The organism is Oceanobacillus neutriphilus (assembly GCF_014645515.1).
Lineage (GTDB): Bacteria > Bacillota > Bacilli > Bacillales > Amphibacillaceae > Oceanobacillus > Oceanobacillus neutriphilus.
On sequence record NZ_BMLW01000012.1, the window covers coordinates 168948 to 185166 of the forward strand.

The 16219-nt window shown below is 36.7% G+C and carries 21 protein-coding genes and 1 pseudogene; 7 read left to right on the forward strand and 15 right to left on the reverse strand.

Annotated features, from left to right (window positions below):
• Position 1 precedes the first annotated feature (1 nt).
• The 7 genes from IEX29_RS19295 to nfsA form a co-directional block, all read right to left on the reverse strand.
• Positions 2–205, reverse strand: a complete 204-nt coding sequence (locus IEX29_RS19295; RefSeq protein ID WP_188736323.1) for a DUF1657 domain-containing protein — start codon at positions 203–205, stop codon at positions 2–4.
• A gap of 11 nt (positions 206–216) precedes the next feature.
• Complete coding sequence (gene spoVAE / locus IEX29_RS19300; RefSeq protein ID WP_188736325.1) at positions 217–567, reverse strand: stage V sporulation protein AE; 351 nt, start codon at positions 565–567, stop codon at positions 217–219.
• Positions 564–1580 carry a stage V sporulation protein AD gene (gene spoVAD / locus IEX29_RS19305; RefSeq protein WP_188736327.1) on the reverse strand — a complete coding sequence of 339 codons (1017 nt, stop codon included), beginning with the start codon at positions 1578–1580 and terminating at the stop codon, positions 564–566. The genes spoVAE and spoVAD overlap by 4 nt, the downstream gene beginning before the upstream one ends.
• Positions 1580–2059, reverse strand: a complete 480-nt coding sequence (gene spoVAC, locus IEX29_RS19310; protein WP_188736329.1) for a stage V sporulation protein AC — start codon at positions 2057–2059, stop codon at positions 1580–1582. Before spoVAC ends, spoVAD begins: the two co-directional genes overlap by 1 nt.
• Before the next feature lie 65 nt (positions 2060–2124).
• A complete protein-coding gene (locus IEX29_RS19315) occupies positions 2125–2568 on the reverse strand; it encodes a hypothetical protein (protein WP_188736331.1) in 444 nt (147 codons plus the stop codon).
• 86 nt (positions 2569–2654) lie between these two features.
• Entirely contained in the window at positions 2655–2858 is a 204-nt protein-coding gene (locus IEX29_RS19320; protein ID WP_077601008.1) for a DUF1657 domain-containing protein, read from the reverse strand.
• A 302-nt stretch (positions 2859–3160) separates the two neighbouring features.
• The gene (gene nfsA / locus IEX29_RS19325; protein WP_188736332.1) at positions 3161–3907 is read right to left on the reverse strand and encodes an oxygen-insensitive NADPH nitroreductase; all 747 of its coding nucleotides are present in this window, start codon (positions 3905–3907) and stop codon (positions 3161–3163) included.
• A gap of 277 nt (positions 3908–4184) precedes the next feature.
• Between nfsA and IEX29_RS19330 the strand changes: the two genes are divergently transcribed.
• Both IEX29_RS19330 and IEX29_RS19335 read left to right on the forward strand, forming a co-directional pair.
• Positions 4185–4586, forward strand: coding sequence for a YwpF family protein (locus IEX29_RS19330; RefSeq protein WP_188736335.1), 402 nt, complete (start codon positions 4185–4187; stop codon positions 4584–4586).
• Between the two features lie 29 nt (positions 4587–4615).
• The gene (locus tag IEX29_RS19335; protein WP_188736337.1) at positions 4616–5980 is read left to right on the forward strand and encodes a TrkH family potassium uptake protein; all 1365 of its coding nucleotides are present in this window, start codon (positions 4616–4618) and stop codon (positions 5978–5980) included.
• A gap of 78 nt (positions 5981–6058) precedes the next feature.
• On the opposite strand, the pseudogene IEX29_RS26835 reads toward IEX29_RS19335, so the two are convergent.
• The 3 genes and pseudogenes from IEX29_RS26835 to IEX29_RS19350 form a co-directional block, all read right to left on the reverse strand.
• Positions 6059–6139: pseudogene (locus tag IEX29_RS26835) on the reverse strand (YjcZ family sporulation protein); the annotation flags it as partial.
• Positions 6140–6692: 553 nt separating this feature from the next.
• On the reverse strand, positions 6693–7217 hold the full coding sequence (lepB, locus tag IEX29_RS19345; protein WP_268239100.1) for a signal peptidase I: 525 nt from the start codon (positions 7215–7217) through the stop codon (positions 6693–6695).
• A 125-nt stretch (positions 7218–7342) separates the two neighbouring features.
• Positions 7343–8503: an aminotransferase A gene (locus tag IEX29_RS19350; protein WP_188736339.1), complete on the reverse strand. Its 1161-nt coding sequence runs from the start codon at positions 8501–8503 to the stop codon at positions 7343–7345.
• A 111-nt stretch (positions 8504–8614) separates the two neighbouring features.
• On the opposite strand from IEX29_RS19350, the gene IEX29_RS19355 reads away from it, so the two are divergent.
• Both IEX29_RS19355 and IEX29_RS19360 read left to right on the forward strand, forming a co-directional pair.
• Positions 8615–8779 (forward strand): FbpB family small basic protein, encoded by a 165-nt coding sequence (locus tag IEX29_RS19355; protein WP_188736341.1) that lies wholly within the window; start codon positions 8615–8617, stop codon positions 8777–8779.
• A gap of 291 nt (positions 8780–9070) precedes the next feature.
• Complete coding sequence (locus IEX29_RS19360) at positions 9071–9403, forward strand: hypothetical protein (RefSeq protein ID WP_188736343.1); 333 nt, start codon at positions 9071–9073, stop codon at positions 9401–9403.
• 119 nt (positions 9404–9522) lie between these two features.
• On the opposite strand, the gene IEX29_RS19365 is transcribed toward IEX29_RS19360, so the two are convergent.
• The 3 genes from IEX29_RS19365 to IEX29_RS19375 all read right to left on the reverse strand — a co-directional run bounded on the left by IEX29_RS19365 (position 9523) and on the right by IEX29_RS19375 (position 11852).
• Positions 9523–9993, reverse strand: a complete 471-nt coding sequence (locus IEX29_RS19365) for a YkyB family protein (RefSeq protein WP_188736345.1) — start codon at positions 9991–9993, stop codon at positions 9523–9525.
• Positions 9994–10250: 257 nt separating this feature from the next.
• Complete coding sequence (locus tag IEX29_RS19370; RefSeq protein ID WP_188736347.1) at positions 10251–10823, reverse strand: SCO family protein; 573 nt, start codon at positions 10821–10823, stop codon at positions 10251–10253.
• Between the two features lie 180 nt (positions 10824–11003).
• Positions 11004–11852 carry a metallophosphoesterase gene (locus IEX29_RS19375; RefSeq protein ID WP_188736349.1) on the reverse strand — a complete coding sequence of 283 codons (849 nt, stop codon included), beginning with the start codon at positions 11850–11852 and terminating at the stop codon, positions 11004–11006.
• A 353-nt stretch (positions 11853–12205) separates the two neighbouring features.
• Between IEX29_RS19375 and cbpB the strand changes: the two genes are divergently transcribed.
• From cbpB to IEX29_RS19390, 3 genes are all read left to right on the forward strand, one after another.
• Positions 12206–12655, forward strand: a complete 450-nt coding sequence (gene cbpB, locus IEX29_RS19380; RefSeq protein WP_188736351.1) for a cyclic-di-AMP-binding protein CbpB — start codon at positions 12206–12208, stop codon at positions 12653–12655.
• Between the two features lie 223 nt (positions 12656–12878).
• Positions 12879–13586: a 2,3,4,5-tetrahydropyridine-2,6-dicarboxylate N-acetyltransferase gene (gene dapD, locus IEX29_RS19385; RefSeq protein WP_188736353.1), complete on the forward strand. Its 708-nt coding sequence runs from the start codon at positions 12879–12881 to the stop codon at positions 13584–13586.
• Between the two features lie 16 nt (positions 13587–13602).
• Complete coding sequence (locus tag IEX29_RS19390) at positions 13603–14721, forward strand: N-acetyldiaminopimelate deacetylase (protein ID WP_188736355.1); 1119 nt, start codon at positions 13603–13605, stop codon at positions 14719–14721.
• Positions 14722–14823: 102 nt separating this feature from the next.
• Here IEX29_RS19390 and IEX29_RS19395 read toward each other — a convergent pair whose 3' ends face one another.
• Positions 14824–15201 carry a VOC family protein gene (locus IEX29_RS19395; RefSeq protein WP_188736357.1) on the reverse strand — a complete coding sequence of 126 codons (378 nt, stop codon included), beginning with the start codon at positions 15199–15201 and terminating at the stop codon, positions 14824–14826.
• A gap of 43 nt (positions 15202–15244) precedes the next feature.
• Entirely contained in the window at positions 15245–16117 is an 873-nt protein-coding gene (locus IEX29_RS19400; RefSeq protein WP_188736359.1) for a helix-turn-helix domain-containing protein, read from the reverse strand.
• Positions 16118–16219: the final 102 nt, after the last annotated feature.

Genomic DNA, 16219 nt, shown 5'->3' on the forward strand with positions numbered 1-16219 from the left:
TTTAGGATTTATATTGCGGTTCTTGCTTGTCAATATGAATGATTTGCTGATGTAAATCCTGACGTGCAATCTTAATTAATTGAGAAGTCTCGTCTATAGTTGTTTTTAAATCTTGTTCTGTTGTTGAAGCGTGTAACAGGTCTAACCCCGCTTCAATGGATTTTAAAGTAGCATAGCATGTTTTTACCTGTGATCCTACTGTCATAAAGCACCTTCCTATCCTTTTGGTCTAAAGATAATAGCACCGATAACACCAAATATAATCGCAGCAGAAATACCTGCACTTGTTACTTCGAACATTCCTGTTACCACACCGATTAATCCGTGCTTTTCCGCTTCCTGCATTGCTCCATGGACTAAAGAGTTCCCGAAGCTTGTGATTGGCACTGTTGCTCCTGCTCCTGCGAAATCAATAAGCGGTTCATACAAGCCGACTCCATCCAGAACAGCTCCGGCAATAACTAAAATCGATAATGTATGTGCAGGAGATAATTTAAATACATCAAACATAATTTGCCCGATAACACAGATAAGACCTCCTACAACAAATGCCCAGAAAAAAATCATATGTGTTCACCTCTTGCCTCGATTGACACAGCGTGTGCAATACATGGGATGGGATCTTTTTGCTGAATACTAAGTGTAGAGTGAAGAGATCCTGTTGCTGCGACAAGAATTCTTTTTAAATTCCCTTTCATTACTTCTTGGAGAAAGTGCCCATAGGTTACGATAGCTGAACAAGCAGCCCCGCTTCCTCCGGCAAGTACGGGCTGATCCTCACGATATATAGCAATCCCGCAATCAACATATTTATCTGCATCAATCGGGATATTCCGGTCATGTAATAAATCCAGAGAAACCTCTCTTCCAACGTGTCCAAGGTCACCAGTTATTATCAAATCGTAATAAGATGGATCAATTTGCATATCCCGAAAGTGAGCTTCAATCGTATCAGCGGCAGCGATAGCCATAGCCCCGCCCATATTAAATGGATCAGTCATTCCCATATCAGTTACCTTTCCAATCGTGGCTGATGTTATAGATGGTCCGTTCCCATTTTGAGCGACAAGCGCACATCCTGCTCCGGTAACCGTCCATTGGGAGGTAGGGGGCTTCTGTCCACCATATTCTGTCGGGTAACGAAATTGCTTTTCTGTCGCTGCGTTATGGCTGGAAGCTGCACAAAGAATATAATTGGCTCCTTTAGCATTAATAATAGAAGCAGCGAGTGCCAGGCTTTCCATCGAGGTGGCACATGCGCTGAAGGTTCCTAAAAATGGGATGCTGCTTGTACTTGCCGCAAAGCTGGTCGGTGTCATTTGGTTAATTAAATCACCGGCAATTAAAAATTCCACGTTTTCTTTTTCGATACGGCCTTTTTTTAAAGTAGTCTGTATCGCCTCTTCCAGCATTTTTTGCTGAGCTTTCTCCCAGGAATCCTGATTAATCCACATATCCTCATGAAGAATATCAAATGCTTCAGGAATTTTTCCTTTTGCTTCAAAAGGTCCGCCGACAGTTCCTGTAGATAGAATAGATGGACGATTTTCGAAAATCCAGGATTGATGTCCTTTTAGCATTAGAATCCCCCCCATTGCGTGAGAATCGTTTTAATGATGGCTACGATAAATGCAGAAAATACACCGTAAACAATTACAGGCCCGGCCAGTTTGAGCATGTTGCTGCCGACACCGAGAATAAATCCTTCTGATCGGTACTCAATTGCTGACGAGATAACGGCATTTCCAAATCCTGTTACAGGAACTGCAGAACCTGCTCCTGCAAATTGTGCAATGCGATCATAGATACCGAAACCGGTTAACAGCATCGTAATAAAAATTAATGTGGCAACAGTCGGGTTCCCGGCTGTTTTTTCTGTGAAATTAAATTGATAAATATAAAAGGTAGAAATAAGCTGGCCGATAAGACAGATTAAACCGCCAATAAGGAAAGCCTTGATACAATTTTTAAAGATGGGCCGTTTTATTTCACGCTTTTGTTGGAAAGCTTGATATCGCTGTTGATTTGGCTGTAATTTTTGTTTCTTTTTATCTCCCATATAAGACACTCCTTTTCGGATTTATATGAAACAAACGGAGGATTTTGCTGAAACATTTTCTCTTATCAAGTCTGTTCCTTAGATAAATGTATTATTTTCTCCATCTGTTTCTTTATTTCATCTTCTGTTAAAGCATTTTTTGTTATTTTTTCCTCGAGTTCTGTTATTTCAATAATTATCTTTTTATCGGTTGACAATTCTATGGTGAAATTGGGAAAAGTCTGTTTCAGTTCTTTTTGATAAGTTTTAGTTTTTTCTTTTAGTGAAAATCGCTCATGATGCGGAATTTCAATAGTAACCAGCAGCGTATCTTTTGTATTCACTGCATGGACTGCTTCAATATCATCTCTATCCGTAAGTAATTCTTTTGCCTGGACAGCAGCTTCTTGATTTGAACTAGTGGATAAATGCGTTATATTGGGGTCATCGGAATAAGAAGATTCGTTATGATTACAACCGGTTAAAAAAATAATAAAGAGTACCAACAGTGTAATTTTCCTGGAATTCATACATTCACATCCTGTTCTTCATTCTGATATGTAGAGGGGACTGTATGGATAGCCCCCGGATTTATTGTGCTTTCTAACATACCTTGTTACTGTTTGTATTGAGGCTCTTCCTGCATAACCTGCTGTACTCTTGGCTCTAATTGATCTAAAATACCTTGTGTTTGTTGTGCTGCATTTTTATACAGCTGCTGTGCCTGTTTATTATCTGTTTGAAGTGCAAACTGCTCAAGGCTCGCCTGTGCACTTTTTAAACCTGAAATAGTTTGTTGAACCTGCGTACCTACTGTCATTATCTTCACTCCTTTTCATATCTTGCACTTATTATTTTGATAAAAAAGTCATTTTTTATGCTTGTAAACAATTTCCAAAATCCTTATCTGCAGTAAAGAGGTCTGAAGTTGTAAAGACATGAGGAAAAGATAACGTTTTTACGTTTGAAGAAAAACGGAATTTTGAGGTATAAAAAAACGACAGATTATTGAACTGCGCCCCGAAAGTTAGATGGGTTAACAATCGAAGACACAGTTCAGCTCTCTGTCGTTTTTAAAGAATGGTGTAATTTATAATTTTTTCTCCATGGATAATTAAATTTTTAATGCTTGTTTAAATTTTTTGCTTTTACAAATGGACCTACATCCATCCGGGTTGGTTTTTCATATTTTTGGCCAATTTGTTCTGTCCATGTTTCTTGTTTGTTATTGGAATTCCGTGTTTCATAATAGTCTTTCATCGTTAAATCATATTCCTGAATAAAATGCTTTTGTTTTTCAAATGGGATATATTGGTTTTCATGATATATAGCTGCAAGCGGCAGACGTGGTTTGATATCAGGTATTTCTTTTGGGTAGCCGATAGCCATACCAAACAATGGAACAACATGATCTGGCAGTTTCAGAATATCATTAAAAGCTTGAATATCATTACGCAGACTTCCCAGGTAACAAATCCCCAAACCCAAAGATTCTGCCGCAATGGCAGCAGTTTGGGCAGCTAAAGCGGCGTCAATTGTGCCGACTATAAATTGCTCTGTGCTTTCAATATTTGTTTGGAAAGTCTCTGTATGTTCAATTCCATCTAATTGCTCAATCCGGTGCAAATCTGCACAAAAGATCAGCAAATGACCATTATTCTTCACATGAGCATGGCCGGAAACGGCATAGAGCTGTTCCTTGATTGCTGAATCTGACACGCCGATAATACTATACGCCATTACATTACTGGAGGATGATGCGCGTTGTGCAGATTCTACAATTGTTTTTATTTGGACATTACTTAAAGGTTTATCTGCAAATTTTCGAATAGAGCGGTGGTTCATTATTGTTTCAATGATTTGATTCATGTTGCTACTCTCCTTTTTCTATATTGTAAAAATGAATGTTTAAATGATATATACTGTAAAAACAATATTCGCTAGTAAGTGTATCATGGGATTCTTCCCGATTCCAATAATCTTGCTCTTACGTCTATTAGAGAAAATAATAATGCTTCTGCTCAATGAAAGAAATCTAAAAACTATGTTATTATAAGGACAACATAAGCCTTCATATTAAAATGGAATGGATTTTCAATGATAAGTATTGTAAAATTATTAGGATTCATACGGAGGAGTGAAGTGTATGAAAACATTTAAACTGCGTAAATTAGTGATTTTGGATTATGATAAAGGATTAGAAGGAACGGAAGTAAAACTGATTGACGGACTGATTATTAATCGTGAAGATGACCATGACACCTGGTTAATCGAAGGGTTTATCGATCATTCCTATTGGGAGTATTTTAAAGCTAAACAGAATGAAGAGCTGATGGTTCAGGCGACGATTACAAAAGATACGAATGAACCCGCGTCATTTATAACAAAATTGACGGAGCTGCACGAAATCGGTGACCAAATGAATGTAATGCTGATGGGGAAAATAATAGATAAGCAAAAGAAAGATGTGGAACAGCTTTTAACAACACTTGTTGAGGAGGGATATGAGGGAGATAATTTAATCCAGAAATTTAAAGAAATTTATTAGTTTTTATTTGATAAGAAGAAGGGAAAACAATGCAAAAAACACGTAATAAATATAAAAATATACACCAATGGACACCTTTTCAGCTGCTGCTGTTTTATTATATTGCTGCGATAGCATTATCGACTATATTGTTATCTTTACCTGTTGCTCATAAACCAGGCATCGATATTCCGTTTATTGATATCTTGTTTATAGCGGTCAGTGCCATTAGTGTAACAGGATTAAGTACAATTTCTATTGCTGATTCATTAAGTACAACCGGGATAATTATTTTAGCTCTGATCATGCAGCTCGGAGCAGTCGGGATTATGGCTACCGGTACAATGCTCTGGATTATGTTAGGGAAGCGGATTGGTTTTAGAGAAAGAAATATGATTATGACGGACCAGAATCAAACCCATTTTGACGGTATGGTAAGATTAATTAAAAATATTGTTTATGTATTGCTGGTGATTGAAGCTGTTTTTTTCATTATCATCGGGCTTTATTTTATGAAGTATTATTCTTCGGCTGGGGAAGCATTATTACATGGATTTTTCTTTGTAATCAGCTCGATTTCTAACGGAGGTTTTGACATTACGGGGCAGTCCTTAATTCCTTTTCAATCTGATTATTTTGTCCAATTTATGTGTATGGTGTTAATTATCATTGGAGCCATTGGCTATCCGGTAATTATTGAAGTGAAGGAATATTTATTTCATAAAAGAAAAATAAAAAATCAATTTCATTTTAGTTTATTTACAAAGCTGACAACTACAACCTTTTTTTGTCTGATACTGGTTGGAGCAGTCGGGATTTTCTTATTTGATATTCATGGATTTTTTAAAGATGTCAGCTGGCATGAGTCATTCTTTTATGCTTTGTTTCAATCTGTTACAACAAGAAGCGGTGGACTGGCAACAATGGATTTGAATTTATTATCGGATACAAATCATTTATTTATGTCAGCATTAATGTTTATTGGAGCATCACCAAGCAGTGCCGGGGGAGGAATCCGGACCACAACCTTTGCCTTGGTTCTTATTTTTCTATTTACATTTATTCGGGGCGGAAGAAGCGTTAAAATATTTCATAGAGAGATTTATGAAGTCGATTTAAATAAAGCTGTTACCGTAACTTTTTTTGCAATTATTGTTGTGTTTTCATCTATTATTATACTTACCCTGTTAGAACCGGTTTCTCTGGATGCGGTTATTTTTGAAGTGACCTCTGCTTTTGGAACAGTTGGTCTTTCCCTGGGAATTACAGATGAATTATCCGCAGTCAGTAAAATTATATTGATGATATTAATGTTTATTGGCCGGGTTGGTATACTTACCTTTCTAATGATATTTAAACGTAAAAAGGATCCTGCAAAATTTAATTATCCAAAAGAAAGAATTATTATTGGTTAAAGAAACTTTTAAAAAAGGGGAAAATGTTGACCATGTAAAATAAAATGGCCTGTGCCTTCAGCACAAGCCATTTTTTGATTAGCAGTAAAATGCAGCTCCTACGATGATTAGTAAAATGAAAAGAACAACAATCAACGCAAAGCCGCCAGCGTAGCCGCCGCCATAGCCGCCACCGTAACCGTAGCCACCACCATATCCATAGCCCATGCTTTTCACCTCCTGAACTTACAGTATTACTGTATGCAGATAGATAAAATGTGTATAGACGTTTGCCCTGGTTTTTCTCGGAACTCACGTGCTATCGTTCAGGTAATTGCAGTGTAGAAAAGCATGAGCAGGACCCATTTAAGTCAGTGGAAATATAATTTTGTTTTTTTGCCCCGGGAAAGTATTTATGCAGAAAATATGCTTTTGAGGGATAAAAAATATACAATCACATTTTTTTCTTTATTTTATGTGACGATATTGATAAGATGGTATTAGAATAGGTATATTAAATAATGGTATGTACATAAGTGAAGGGAGTGCTTTTAGGATGGAAATGCTTTTCGGTGTGGTATGTTTTGGGATTCTGGTATTAAATGTTGGTTTTTGTGTTATGGATAAAGAATAGTTATCCTTGAGGGAATAATTTTATAAAATCCCGTGCAATAAGAAAAGCAGAAAACTGCTTCCTTTTACTTGAAGAAAAGGGGAGGTCAGTTTTCTGCTTTTATTCTACCCGGCCAAATTCGCTGAAAGGGTAGATAATTAATTCGGATTTGCCGATAATATCATCCCGCGGGATAAATCCGAGTCCATTTCGGCTGTCTTTACTGATTAACCGGTTATCCCCCATCACAAAATAATTGTCTTCAGGAATTTCAATAGGACCAAAATTATTGGTTTGTGCAATTACCTCATCACTTAGAAAATGCTGCTGATAAGCTTCATCATCAATATACAACTGGCTATTTTTAATTTCTATCGTTTCGCCGGGCATTCCAATCACACGTTTTACGTAGTTTTTAGGAGGCTGATGAATAATTACAATATCGCCACGATCGGGTTCATGGATAGAATAAACAACCTTATTAAAAATCACACGTTCCCCATCCTGAAGGGTAGGATACATGCTTTCTCCTTCTACAATAGAAGTGGCAAAAATAAAAGTCCTGAGAAAAAGGGCAAGCATGATCGTAATAACAATTGCCTTGAACCAGCCTATCCATTCTTTTTTTTGATTGATATTTTCCACATGTTCATCTCCAAAAAGTCCATAATCTTCCCTTATCGTAGCATGTTTAAGCAATCTGACGCAAACATGCCAGTTGGAGAGTCCTCAAAGAACGGAGGAGGGCTCTCCCATATCAGGCAGCTGTTTTACCTTTTTGTTGTTGATAAGTACGCTTCTAACCGGTCTAATCCTTCTTTTAAAATATTTTCATGATACGCGTAGCTTAAACGCATATAGCCTTCTCCATAACTTGAGAAGCTGCTGCCGGGAACAAGGGCAAGTTTGGCTTCACGAACGAGAGAGAGGCCAAGATCAAATGAATTCATGTTGTTTAACTGCAGCCTGGGGAAGATATAAAAGGCTCCCTGTGGCTTCTCAACATCTAATCCCATATTTATTAGGCGTTCATAGACATAATCTCTGCGCTCTTTATAAACCTGTTTAATATGCGCCGTATGCTGCTGATAAGTTGTCAGAGCTTCTAATGCAGCGTATTGACTGATGGAAGCAGCGCACGATACATTATATTGATGCACCTTTAGCATTTGCCCGGATAACCATTCTGGAGCAAGCGTATATCCTATACGAAAGCCTGTCATTGAATGTGATTTAGATACTCCGTTGATAACGATTGTCTGGTTTTTTAAATCGGAAATTGAAGCAATCGAAGTGTGATCATAATCGAATACAATTTCACTGTAAATTTCATCAGATAAAATAAATATTTCTTTTCCTTTAAGTACTTCGGCAAGAGCCTGTAATTCTACTTTTGAATATGCCGCACCTGTCGGGTTAGACGGAGAAGGAAGCACAACACATTTCGTTTTTTCTGTTATGGCATTCGCCAAAATTTCGGGAGTAAATTTAAACCCTGTATTTGCTGTATTAACATGAACCGGTTTAGCATTAGCCAATGTGATGAGCGGTTCATAACCAGGATAGATCGGACTTGGTAAAATTACCTCATCACCTGGAGTGAGAATGGTTCGAAAAGTAATATCAATTGCTTCAGATGCACCAGAGGTAACAATAATTTCTGTTTCCGGCTGATAAGTCAGGTCATAGTTTGTCTGATAATAGGTTTTTATTGCTTTTCGCAGCTCAGGAATCCCCTGATTTGGTGTATACGTTGTAAAGTTATTTTCAATAGCTTGTATTCCTGCTTTTTTAACATTATCAGGGGTATGGAAGTCCGGCTGTCCGATAGTTAAAGAAACGACATCCTTTTCACCGGATACGAGATTAAAAAATTTACGAATTCCTGATATTTCAATATTTTGTACATTGCTGTTTATTAAATTTTTCAACAAAATCACCTTCACTTAGAAAAATATAAAAATTTCAATAAATGTTCAAATAATTTGGATTAATATGAACGAATACGGGTATAATGAAAAGTATAGAAAGGAGAATGCAGCATGCGTCCAAGATCACTTAATTTTGAACAACTGGTTGATATGAATAGACAAGAATTATTAAACGATGAAAAAAGTATATCACAAATTGAAGAGAAATTAGAAAAGAAACAAGAAGCTTTTTTTATGGCTCATAAAAAGAATAAAGATGAACTAACCGCTGAGTAAGGTATTCCTTGCTAAAGCGGTTTTTTACTTAGATAGAATGAATACGACGGAAAAGAGTACTTTTACGGAGTACGTCTTTGTCCTGAAACCGGGCCTGGGGCTACGATTACTCGTCTCACCGAAAACATTTTGCATTTCTTCTCCTGATAAAAATGTCACCTGAGTATGCAAAAGCATAAATTCAGTTGAGGGTGCTGCTTTCTTAGCCGGCACAATCTTTGACCACACTGGTATAAAATAAATCAGCAGTGACTAAACTAGATAGAAGCAAAAACGGGAAGAAAGGTGAGAATGGAGAATATGTTGCTATCAGGTATTATAACTATAGGAAATATTGGAATTAATTCTGTATATGTTTATCTCGGTATAATGCTTCTATGCAGTGCAGCAGTTTACTATATGGTGAAAAAATTATATAAATGGGCAATCAAAAAACAAATGCTGCGATTCCTGTCTTACATTGGTGCAAGCACCGTTATAATAAGTTTAACTATTATTTTAGCTGTTCTTCAGGAGAGAGATGCGTGGCAATTTTTAAAGGCAGGTATACAAAGTCTGGCTTTTTTAGGGATCAGCCTGGCTATTTTTCCATTGCTGCATCAATTTTTATTAAAAAGAAAATAAATATATACGGCAGACATATGACGCCTGTTTAAACTGGATACCAAGCCTGTACATAAGGAAAACAGCACTCATTACTGATTATATTGCTTTTGTGATAATCGTCTGAGGCTGATATTTCCTTATTTCTTTTTAGAACGTACAGGCGGCCAATCCATTTTACCCAGTGAGGAAGGGACGTAATAGCTGGAACGCTGCTTCTTGGTGGCAGCAGACTTTGGTTTTTCCTGTTTCCAATTAATATATTGGCAGACAAGCCGCTTTGCCTGAGATAAAGACATTTTTACCGGGGGATTTCGGTAGGTTTGATCTAATGAACCTAAATGCTCGAGCTGTTTTAAATCCTCTTTTGCAGGAGGAATATGGAAACAATAGTCTCCAACTTTAATAAGTACAGTAGAATGTTGATTACTAAGCTTTGGATGATTAGAAAAATGCAGCCCTTTTTTAAAAGCTTTCTTCTCTTTTAATAATTGTTCAATAGCCTGTTTTTTTAATTGATATAATTGCTTCGGTTCAGGAGCTGTTTTAGCATGCTTATTGATTACAAATAAGGCTTGTGCTATCTTTTGAACCTCAACGTCATGTTTCATTTTCAACTCTCTCCCTTTTAAAAAAGGATTTAAATCAATTTATTTCAATTATTACTCTACCTTAAACTTTATACAATTTCAATACTATATCAAAATAAATACGAACAAATGCACTTATTTTGTTTGTGGATAATAAAGTTTGAGTAGAAAAGCAAAAGACCGCATTTCCATAAATGCGGTCTTATAGCATTATAAAACGAAATATAACCTTTCCGAATCCTAAAAAGAGCTGCTTTCATTTTAAATAGCAGGATTGCTTAATTTACTTTTTTTAAATCAGCAAGGATGGTATCCATATTTTTCATTTCTACACCATCATATTTTTTAACAACCTCTCCTTCAGGGCTGACTAAGAAAAAGGAAGTTCCGTGAATAACCTGATCATCTCCTTCACCTGGAGCTTGAACTAAATTTTTAAAATGCTTAATGGAAAATTCACGGATAGTTTCAAAGTCGTAGCCGGTTACGAAGGACCAGTTATCAAAGTTTGCACCATAATGGGAAGCATATTCCTTTAATATTTCTGGTGTATCATAATCCGGATCTACGCTAAAGGAAACAATCTTTGCATCAATACCCTCTTCCTCCATCATGGACTGCAAGTGAGCCATATTCTGAGTCATCGGCATACATACTGTTCGGCAATTGGTGAAAACGAAGTCAGCAATCCACCAATCCCCCTTTAAATCCTCCAGAGAAAGCTGTTCTTCATCCTGAGTGGTGTATTCAAAATCGGGAACCTGTTCTGACATGGTTGTTTCAATAGCATAACCTTTCCCACATCCTGCCAATAGAAAAAATAAACCAATAAGTACTAAATAGCGTCTCATATCATTAAATCCTTTCCCAACTATACTTATCCTCATTATAGCATTGGATAAAATGTAGAGAAAGCATCCCTTATGAAGGAATTATGACATTTAAATGCGCGTTCAAAAAGTTTTGTAAAAGAATATGGAGAGCCATCATGTTATTTTAATTGGACTTTTTGAACGCACACTTTAAGAATTTTAAGATGAGTGAAGCGTAAATACATGCAGCTCGGGGCGGCATAAAAATCGATACGGTAAACGGGTTGTTCCAATGCCGCTGTTCACGTAAAGTGTCAATTTATCTGAAATAGTATATTTCCCCTGTACATATTTTTCTGCATACGCAGGGGTATATAAATCACCTATAAAAGGCAGACGAACCTGTCCTCCATGACTGTGTCCCGATAATTGAATATCCACTGGATAATTTTTTACTGTATCTGCAAGATCTGGCTCATGTGCAAGCAAAATGGTGAAGTCAGAATCTGTACGTTCCTCCAAAGCCCGGCTAATATCTGGATTTCCAAGCATAGCATCATCGAGCCCTGCTAATATAAAGGATGCGTCTTTCCGCTGGATACGGGATGAACTGTTTTGCAGCAATTTAAAATCAGCCGCTTCAAATGTCTCATGTAAAATATCCGTTCCATAGCCTCCATGATCATGATTTCCATAAATCCAAAATTTCCCCTCTGGTGCATCTAACTGCTGTAATAACTGGATGAGCTTATCATTCCAATGATAATTATTAGGGTCATCAACCAGGTCTCCCGTAAACAGAATTATATCAGGCTTCAGATTATTAATTTTTGAAACAAGTGATTCCAATTGTTCTATTTCATAATGAAAACCTAAATGTGTATCGGAAAATTGGACAATTTTAAATTGATTAAAAGCTGCGGGGATTTGCGGAGAAGTAATAGATTCTTCCGTGATTGTAAGTAAAGAAGGTTCAATCTCACGAGCATAAAAATAAGTACCGCCACTTAAACCCACTAATGTTAACAAGCTTCCTAGAGACCTTTTTAAAAATGTTCTGCGATTCATTGTATAATTTCCTTTCTGATAACCTGTTATGAAAATTATAGCACGGATAGAGAGCTTTTTTCATTTGGAAAATCATTAATTTACATAAGCTGATGCAAGAACATGATAAGAAACTGCAGCCTGCTACTTTGGGAACTTGCTGATGCAATAACCGTGAGAGAATAGCAGAAGTATGTTAAACTGGTGATATGTGTATGAATTAAATAAAATTCAGAATGGAAGTTTATGTATAATTGTTTCGGGGTATAAGGCACAAGGGCTTTGCTGCGATGAATTAGATATACAAGAAAAGTGTTAAAAAGAATAATCAATTTACAAATACGAATGTTTATATAAAAAAGGGGGCAAATAAGGTGAGTGCAACGCAAGATAAACAGTTAGCAGATATTAAGTTAAGTGAAGTACTTATACCTGCTGAGAAGGTGGCACATGTCCAGCTCAATAATCCTTTAGAACACGCATTACTGGTATTAATGAAATCCGGATACACAGCAGTCCCGGTACTTGATTCAGCTTACAAGTTTGCGGGAATTATTGGTAAAACAGCTATCCTTAATGAAGTGCTGGGGATAGAAAGCTTTGAAATGGACCGCTTATCGGAAATAAGGGTAATGGATGCAATGGCAAGTGACGTGCCGACCTTAACAAGGGAAAATAATTTATTAGACGGTCTTAATGCTTCGATTGATCATCCATTTGTCTGTTTAGTAGATGCAGACGGTTATTTTGATGGTATCCTGACAAGAAGAGCCATATTAAAGCAAATGAAGAAAGATATTTATATGAATGTATATAAAAAATAATTATAAAACTTCTGTGATGTGGAGGAGCAATCCATTTTGTTCTGCATTATGGAGGTTTTTTATATGCCTGATTTTAAGCAGTAACTATCCCGTTCAGCAGGATAAAGATTATTTAAAAGTTAGAAAGCTTTTAAATAATCATAAGTACATTATATTAGTTGCCGATGAAGGTAGCGTCTGCTAAAGTAATAAAGAGATTATAAAAATGGAGGAATAGTTTACTATGGATGCAAATGAAATTATACAATTTATTTCTAATAGCAAGAAAAGTACCCCGGTAAAAGTGTATGTGAAAGGAAATTTAGACAAGCTTCCTGAGCAAGAGGGGATTAAAGCATTTGTTGACACCAAAAGCGGTACATTGTTTGGCGAGTGGAAAGTAATAGAAACATTCCTAAAAGAAAATGAATCTATTATTGAAGACTATGTTATAGAAAATGATCGCCGTAATTCAGCGATTCCAATGCTGGATTTAAAAAATATCAATGCACGTATCGAGCCGGGCGCTATTATTCGTGACCAGGTAGAGATCGGCGATGGCGTTGTCATTATGATGGGCGCATCGATTAATATTGGCTCTGTTATCGGTGAAGGAACAATGATTGATATGAATGCTGTTCTTGGTGGAAGAGCTACAGTTGGAAAGAACTGCCATATTGGCGCCGGTACTGTATTAGCTGGTGTTATTGAGCCGCCTTCCGCAAAACCGGTTATTGTAGAAGATGATGTGGTCATTGGAGCGAATGTTGTTGTTCTTGAAGGAATTACTATCGGAAAAGGTTCTATTGTGGCAGCAGGATCTATTGTTACTAAGGATGTAGAACCGAACACATTAGTAGGTGGAACGCCGGCACGTGTTTTAAAAGAAATTGACGAGCAGACTAAATCTAAAACGGAAATTAAACAAGAGCTTCGTAAATTAGATAATTAAGGCAGATGAATAGTATATGACAGCATTTGATTTGCAAACTGTCCGCAGGGAACTGCATCAAATTCCTGAATTAGGCTTCAAAGAGGAGAAAACGCAAAAGTATCTGCTTGGGAAGATTCAGGAAATGGCGACAGATCGTGTTGACATTAAAACCTGGCGGACTGGTATTTTGGTACATGTATCTGGAATCAATCCGGAGAAGCGGATTGGTTTCCGGACAGATATAGACGGACTTCCGATTTTAGAAGACACAGGCTTTGACTTCTCTTCTACAAACCCGGGAAAAATGCATGCCTGTGGACATGACTTCCATATGACTATTGCTTTGGCAGCTCTTAGCAGACTGATTGCACAGCCTGTAAAAGATAATGTTCTATTTATTTTTCAGCCGGCAGAAGAAGGCCCGGGCGGTGCGAAACCAATGATTGAATCAAAGGAATTTCTGGATTGGAAACCGGATACTATTTTTGCATTGCATATTGCTCCGGAATTACCAGTTGGTCAAGTATCATCAAAGCCGGGACTTTTATTCGCTAATACAAGTGAGCTGTTTATTGATTTTAAAGGTCTTGGCGGACATGCCGCATATCCGCATTTAACAAGGGATATGACTGTGGCAGCGAGCAACTTTGTTGTTCAGCTGCAGCAAATTGTTTCCAGAGGGCTGAATCCTTTAGACGGCTCTGTTATTACGATTGGAAAAATGGAAAGCGGATTTGTACAAAATGCAATCGCAGAAACTGCCCGATTGGAAGGGACTATTCGGACAACAGAGGCTTCTTCGATTCTATTGGTGAAAGAAAAGCTTGAGAAACTGATCAAAGGCTTCGAAATAGCGTATGATTGTGAGATAGATGTAGATTATGGATCTAATTATTATCAAGTGGTGAATGATGGCAAATATGTCGAGCTGTTTCACGAATCCTTAGCAGGTACAGACATTGAATATGTCCAGGCCTCTGCAGCAATGACTGGAGAAGACTTTGGAGATATGTTAAAAGTAATTCCTGGATTTATGTTCTGGCTTGGGGTGGATTCACCATACGGACTTCATCACGCAAAGCTGGCTCCGGATGAAGCAGCTCTTTCAGTTGGGGCGGAAGCAGTAGAAACATTTATCCGATCATTTGATTAATTTTTTACTGGAGAAGATTTATTACAAAAGAAAAAAAGACTTTCTTGTTTTATTTCAAAGAAAGTCTTTTTTCTTATCCGCTCATAATTCTTCTCGCCTAAATTAACTAATTACTTCACTCATAAGTGCGTGTGTATTATTTTCTGTGTCGCTAAAAAATACCATCCATGTTTCTGTATTTCCCATTTTCGTAACCATATGTGGTTCATCAATAAAAGTTACTTGCTTTTCTTTAAGCTGTCTGTATGAACTTTGAATATCATCCACTTGAAAATAAATAACGGAGCTTGGATGGTCAAATGCTTCTTTTTCTGGATGCGTCAGCATAATCCTAAGGCGGCCGCAATCAAAAAAGGCCATATTATCCGTGTTAAATAAAAGAGGAAGTCCTAATTTTTCCTGATAAAAGAGCATGGCTCTCTGTAAATTTTTAATAGGTACACCAATTTGTCCAATGTGTTGAATAATGTCTGTCTGCATACTATTATCTCTCCCTTAAACATAAATTTAAGACTATTTTAAATTAATATTGTAAATGCTTCTTATCCAAAATCACTTTTTTTCTAAATTCTTGAGGCGATATACCAACATATTGTTTAAACAATTTACTAAACGATACAGGGTTTTGAAGTCCAATTTCAAAAGTGATATCAGTCATTGTGTTTCTTTCATCCCTTAATAATTCTTTTGCTTTATTTATTCTAAAATAAGTGATGTGCTGATGAGGTGTTTTGCCGTATATTTGCGTGTAGCTCCTTAATAAATGATTTGGTGACAGACAGGAAATCTTTGCGATATCATCCAGCTTGATCTGCTTAGCAAAGCATGAACGGATATAGTCATGGGCGATGCAGATTCTTCTATATAATTCTTCTCTTGTAGAGCGGCGTACGGCATGCAATAATTCTATCTCTTTATTCACTTTAAAATGCTCATTTAGAATTACCTGCATAATTTGATGGAAATACTCCTCATAGCCAATCGTGTTTTTATCGAGAAAAGGGAGATTTTGCTTGAAAATATTGAGCAGTGAAGAAAGCTTATCATTTTTCAAGTAAGTTTTATCGATAAATTCAATAGAATCCGCATTTTTAAATGGGTCTGTAAGAAGCTGATTATTAGATTTTTTTAATGCCTGGAAGATATTGTTTGCAAAGTCATCTTTGAAAAAGATACAAAAAGATTCAACTGAAACAGCTTGATCAATATTAATGGTGTATGCGCCTTTATTAAGAAGTAAGTATCTGTCATTTTCAACAGCGAAAAATCCTCTGTTTGTTTTATAATAGGCTTTGCCATTGGAAAATGTTTTGATAGATAACTGCCCAGTCCCTTCCCAGTAGAACTGTGGGCTTTTTGCATGCAGAATGAAATTCCTTGAACGGGTTTGATTCATAATAAAATCTCCATATGCTTTTTGTATATATTATACAGAATATTGAATATAATAAAAACAAATACATAGATTTTTCCCCTCTGTCATATATCAGTTAAAGAG

Bases quoted from the DNA above. Each gene is read 5' to 3' on its own strand.
- IEX29_RS19355 (WP_188736341.1), top strand. From the start codon at position 8,615: ATGCGTCCAAGATCACTTAATTTTGAACAACTGGTTGATATGAATAGA.
- spoVAE (WP_188736325.1), bottom strand. From the start codon at position 567: ATGATTTTTTTCTGGGCATTTGTTGTAGGAGGTCTTATCTGTGTTATC.
- IEX29_RS19365 (WP_188736345.1), bottom strand. From the start codon at position 9,993: ATGAAACATGACGTTGAGGTTCAAAAGATAGCACAAGCCTTATTTGTA.
- IEX29_RS19360 (WP_188736343.1), top strand. From the start codon at position 9,071: ATGGAGAATATGTTGCTATCAGGTATTATAACTATAGGAAATATTGGA.
- IEX29_RS19335 (WP_188736337.1), top strand. From the start codon at position 4,616: ATGCAAAAAACACGTAATAAATATAAAAATATACACCAATGGACACCT.
- IEX29_RS19370 (WP_188736347.1), bottom strand. From the start codon at position 10,823: ATGAGACGCTATTTAGTACTTATTGGTTTATTTTTTCTATTGGCAGGA.
- spoVAD (WP_188736327.1), bottom strand. From the start codon at position 1,580: ATGCTAAAAGGACATCAATCCTGGATTTTCGAAAATCGTCCATCTATT.
- dapD (WP_188736353.1), top strand. From the start codon at position 12,879: ATGGATGCAAATGAAATTATACAATTTATTTCTAATAGCAAGAAAAGT.
- IEX29_RS19315 (WP_188736331.1), bottom strand. From the start codon at position 2,568: ATGAATTCCAGGAAAATTACACTGTTGGTACTCTTTATTATTTTTTTA.
- IEX29_RS19295 (WP_188736323.1), bottom strand. From the start codon at position 205: ATGACAGTAGGATCACAGGTAAAAACATGCTATGCTACTTTAAAATCC.
- IEX29_RS19395 (WP_188736357.1), bottom strand. From the start codon at position 15,201: ATGCAGACAGACATTATTCAACACATTGGACAAATTGGTGTACCTATT.
- IEX29_RS19320 (WP_077601008.1), bottom strand. From the start codon at position 2,858: ATGACAGTAGGTACGCAGGTTCAACAAACTATTTCAGGTTTAAAAAGT.
- IEX29_RS19330 (WP_188736335.1), top strand. From the start codon at position 4,185: ATGAAAACATTTAAACTGCGTAAATTAGTGATTTTGGATTATGATAAA.
- IEX29_RS19400 (WP_188736359.1), bottom strand. From the start codon at position 16,117: ATGAATCAAACCCGTTCAAGGAATTTCATTCTGCATGCAAAAAGCCCA.
- spoVAC (WP_188736329.1), bottom strand. From the start codon at position 2,059: ATGGGAGATAAAAAGAAACAAAAATTACAGCCAAATCAACAGCGATAT.
- IEX29_RS19390 (WP_188736355.1), top strand. From the start codon at position 13,603: ATGACAGCATTTGATTTGCAAACTGTCCGCAGGGAACTGCATCAAATT.
- nfsA (WP_188736332.1), bottom strand. From the start codon at position 3,907: ATGAATCAAATCATTGAAACAATAATGAACCACCGCTCTATTCGAAAA.
- IEX29_RS19375 (WP_188736349.1), bottom strand. From the start codon at position 11,852: ATGAATCGCAGAACATTTTTAAAAAGGTCTCTAGGAAGCTTGTTAACA.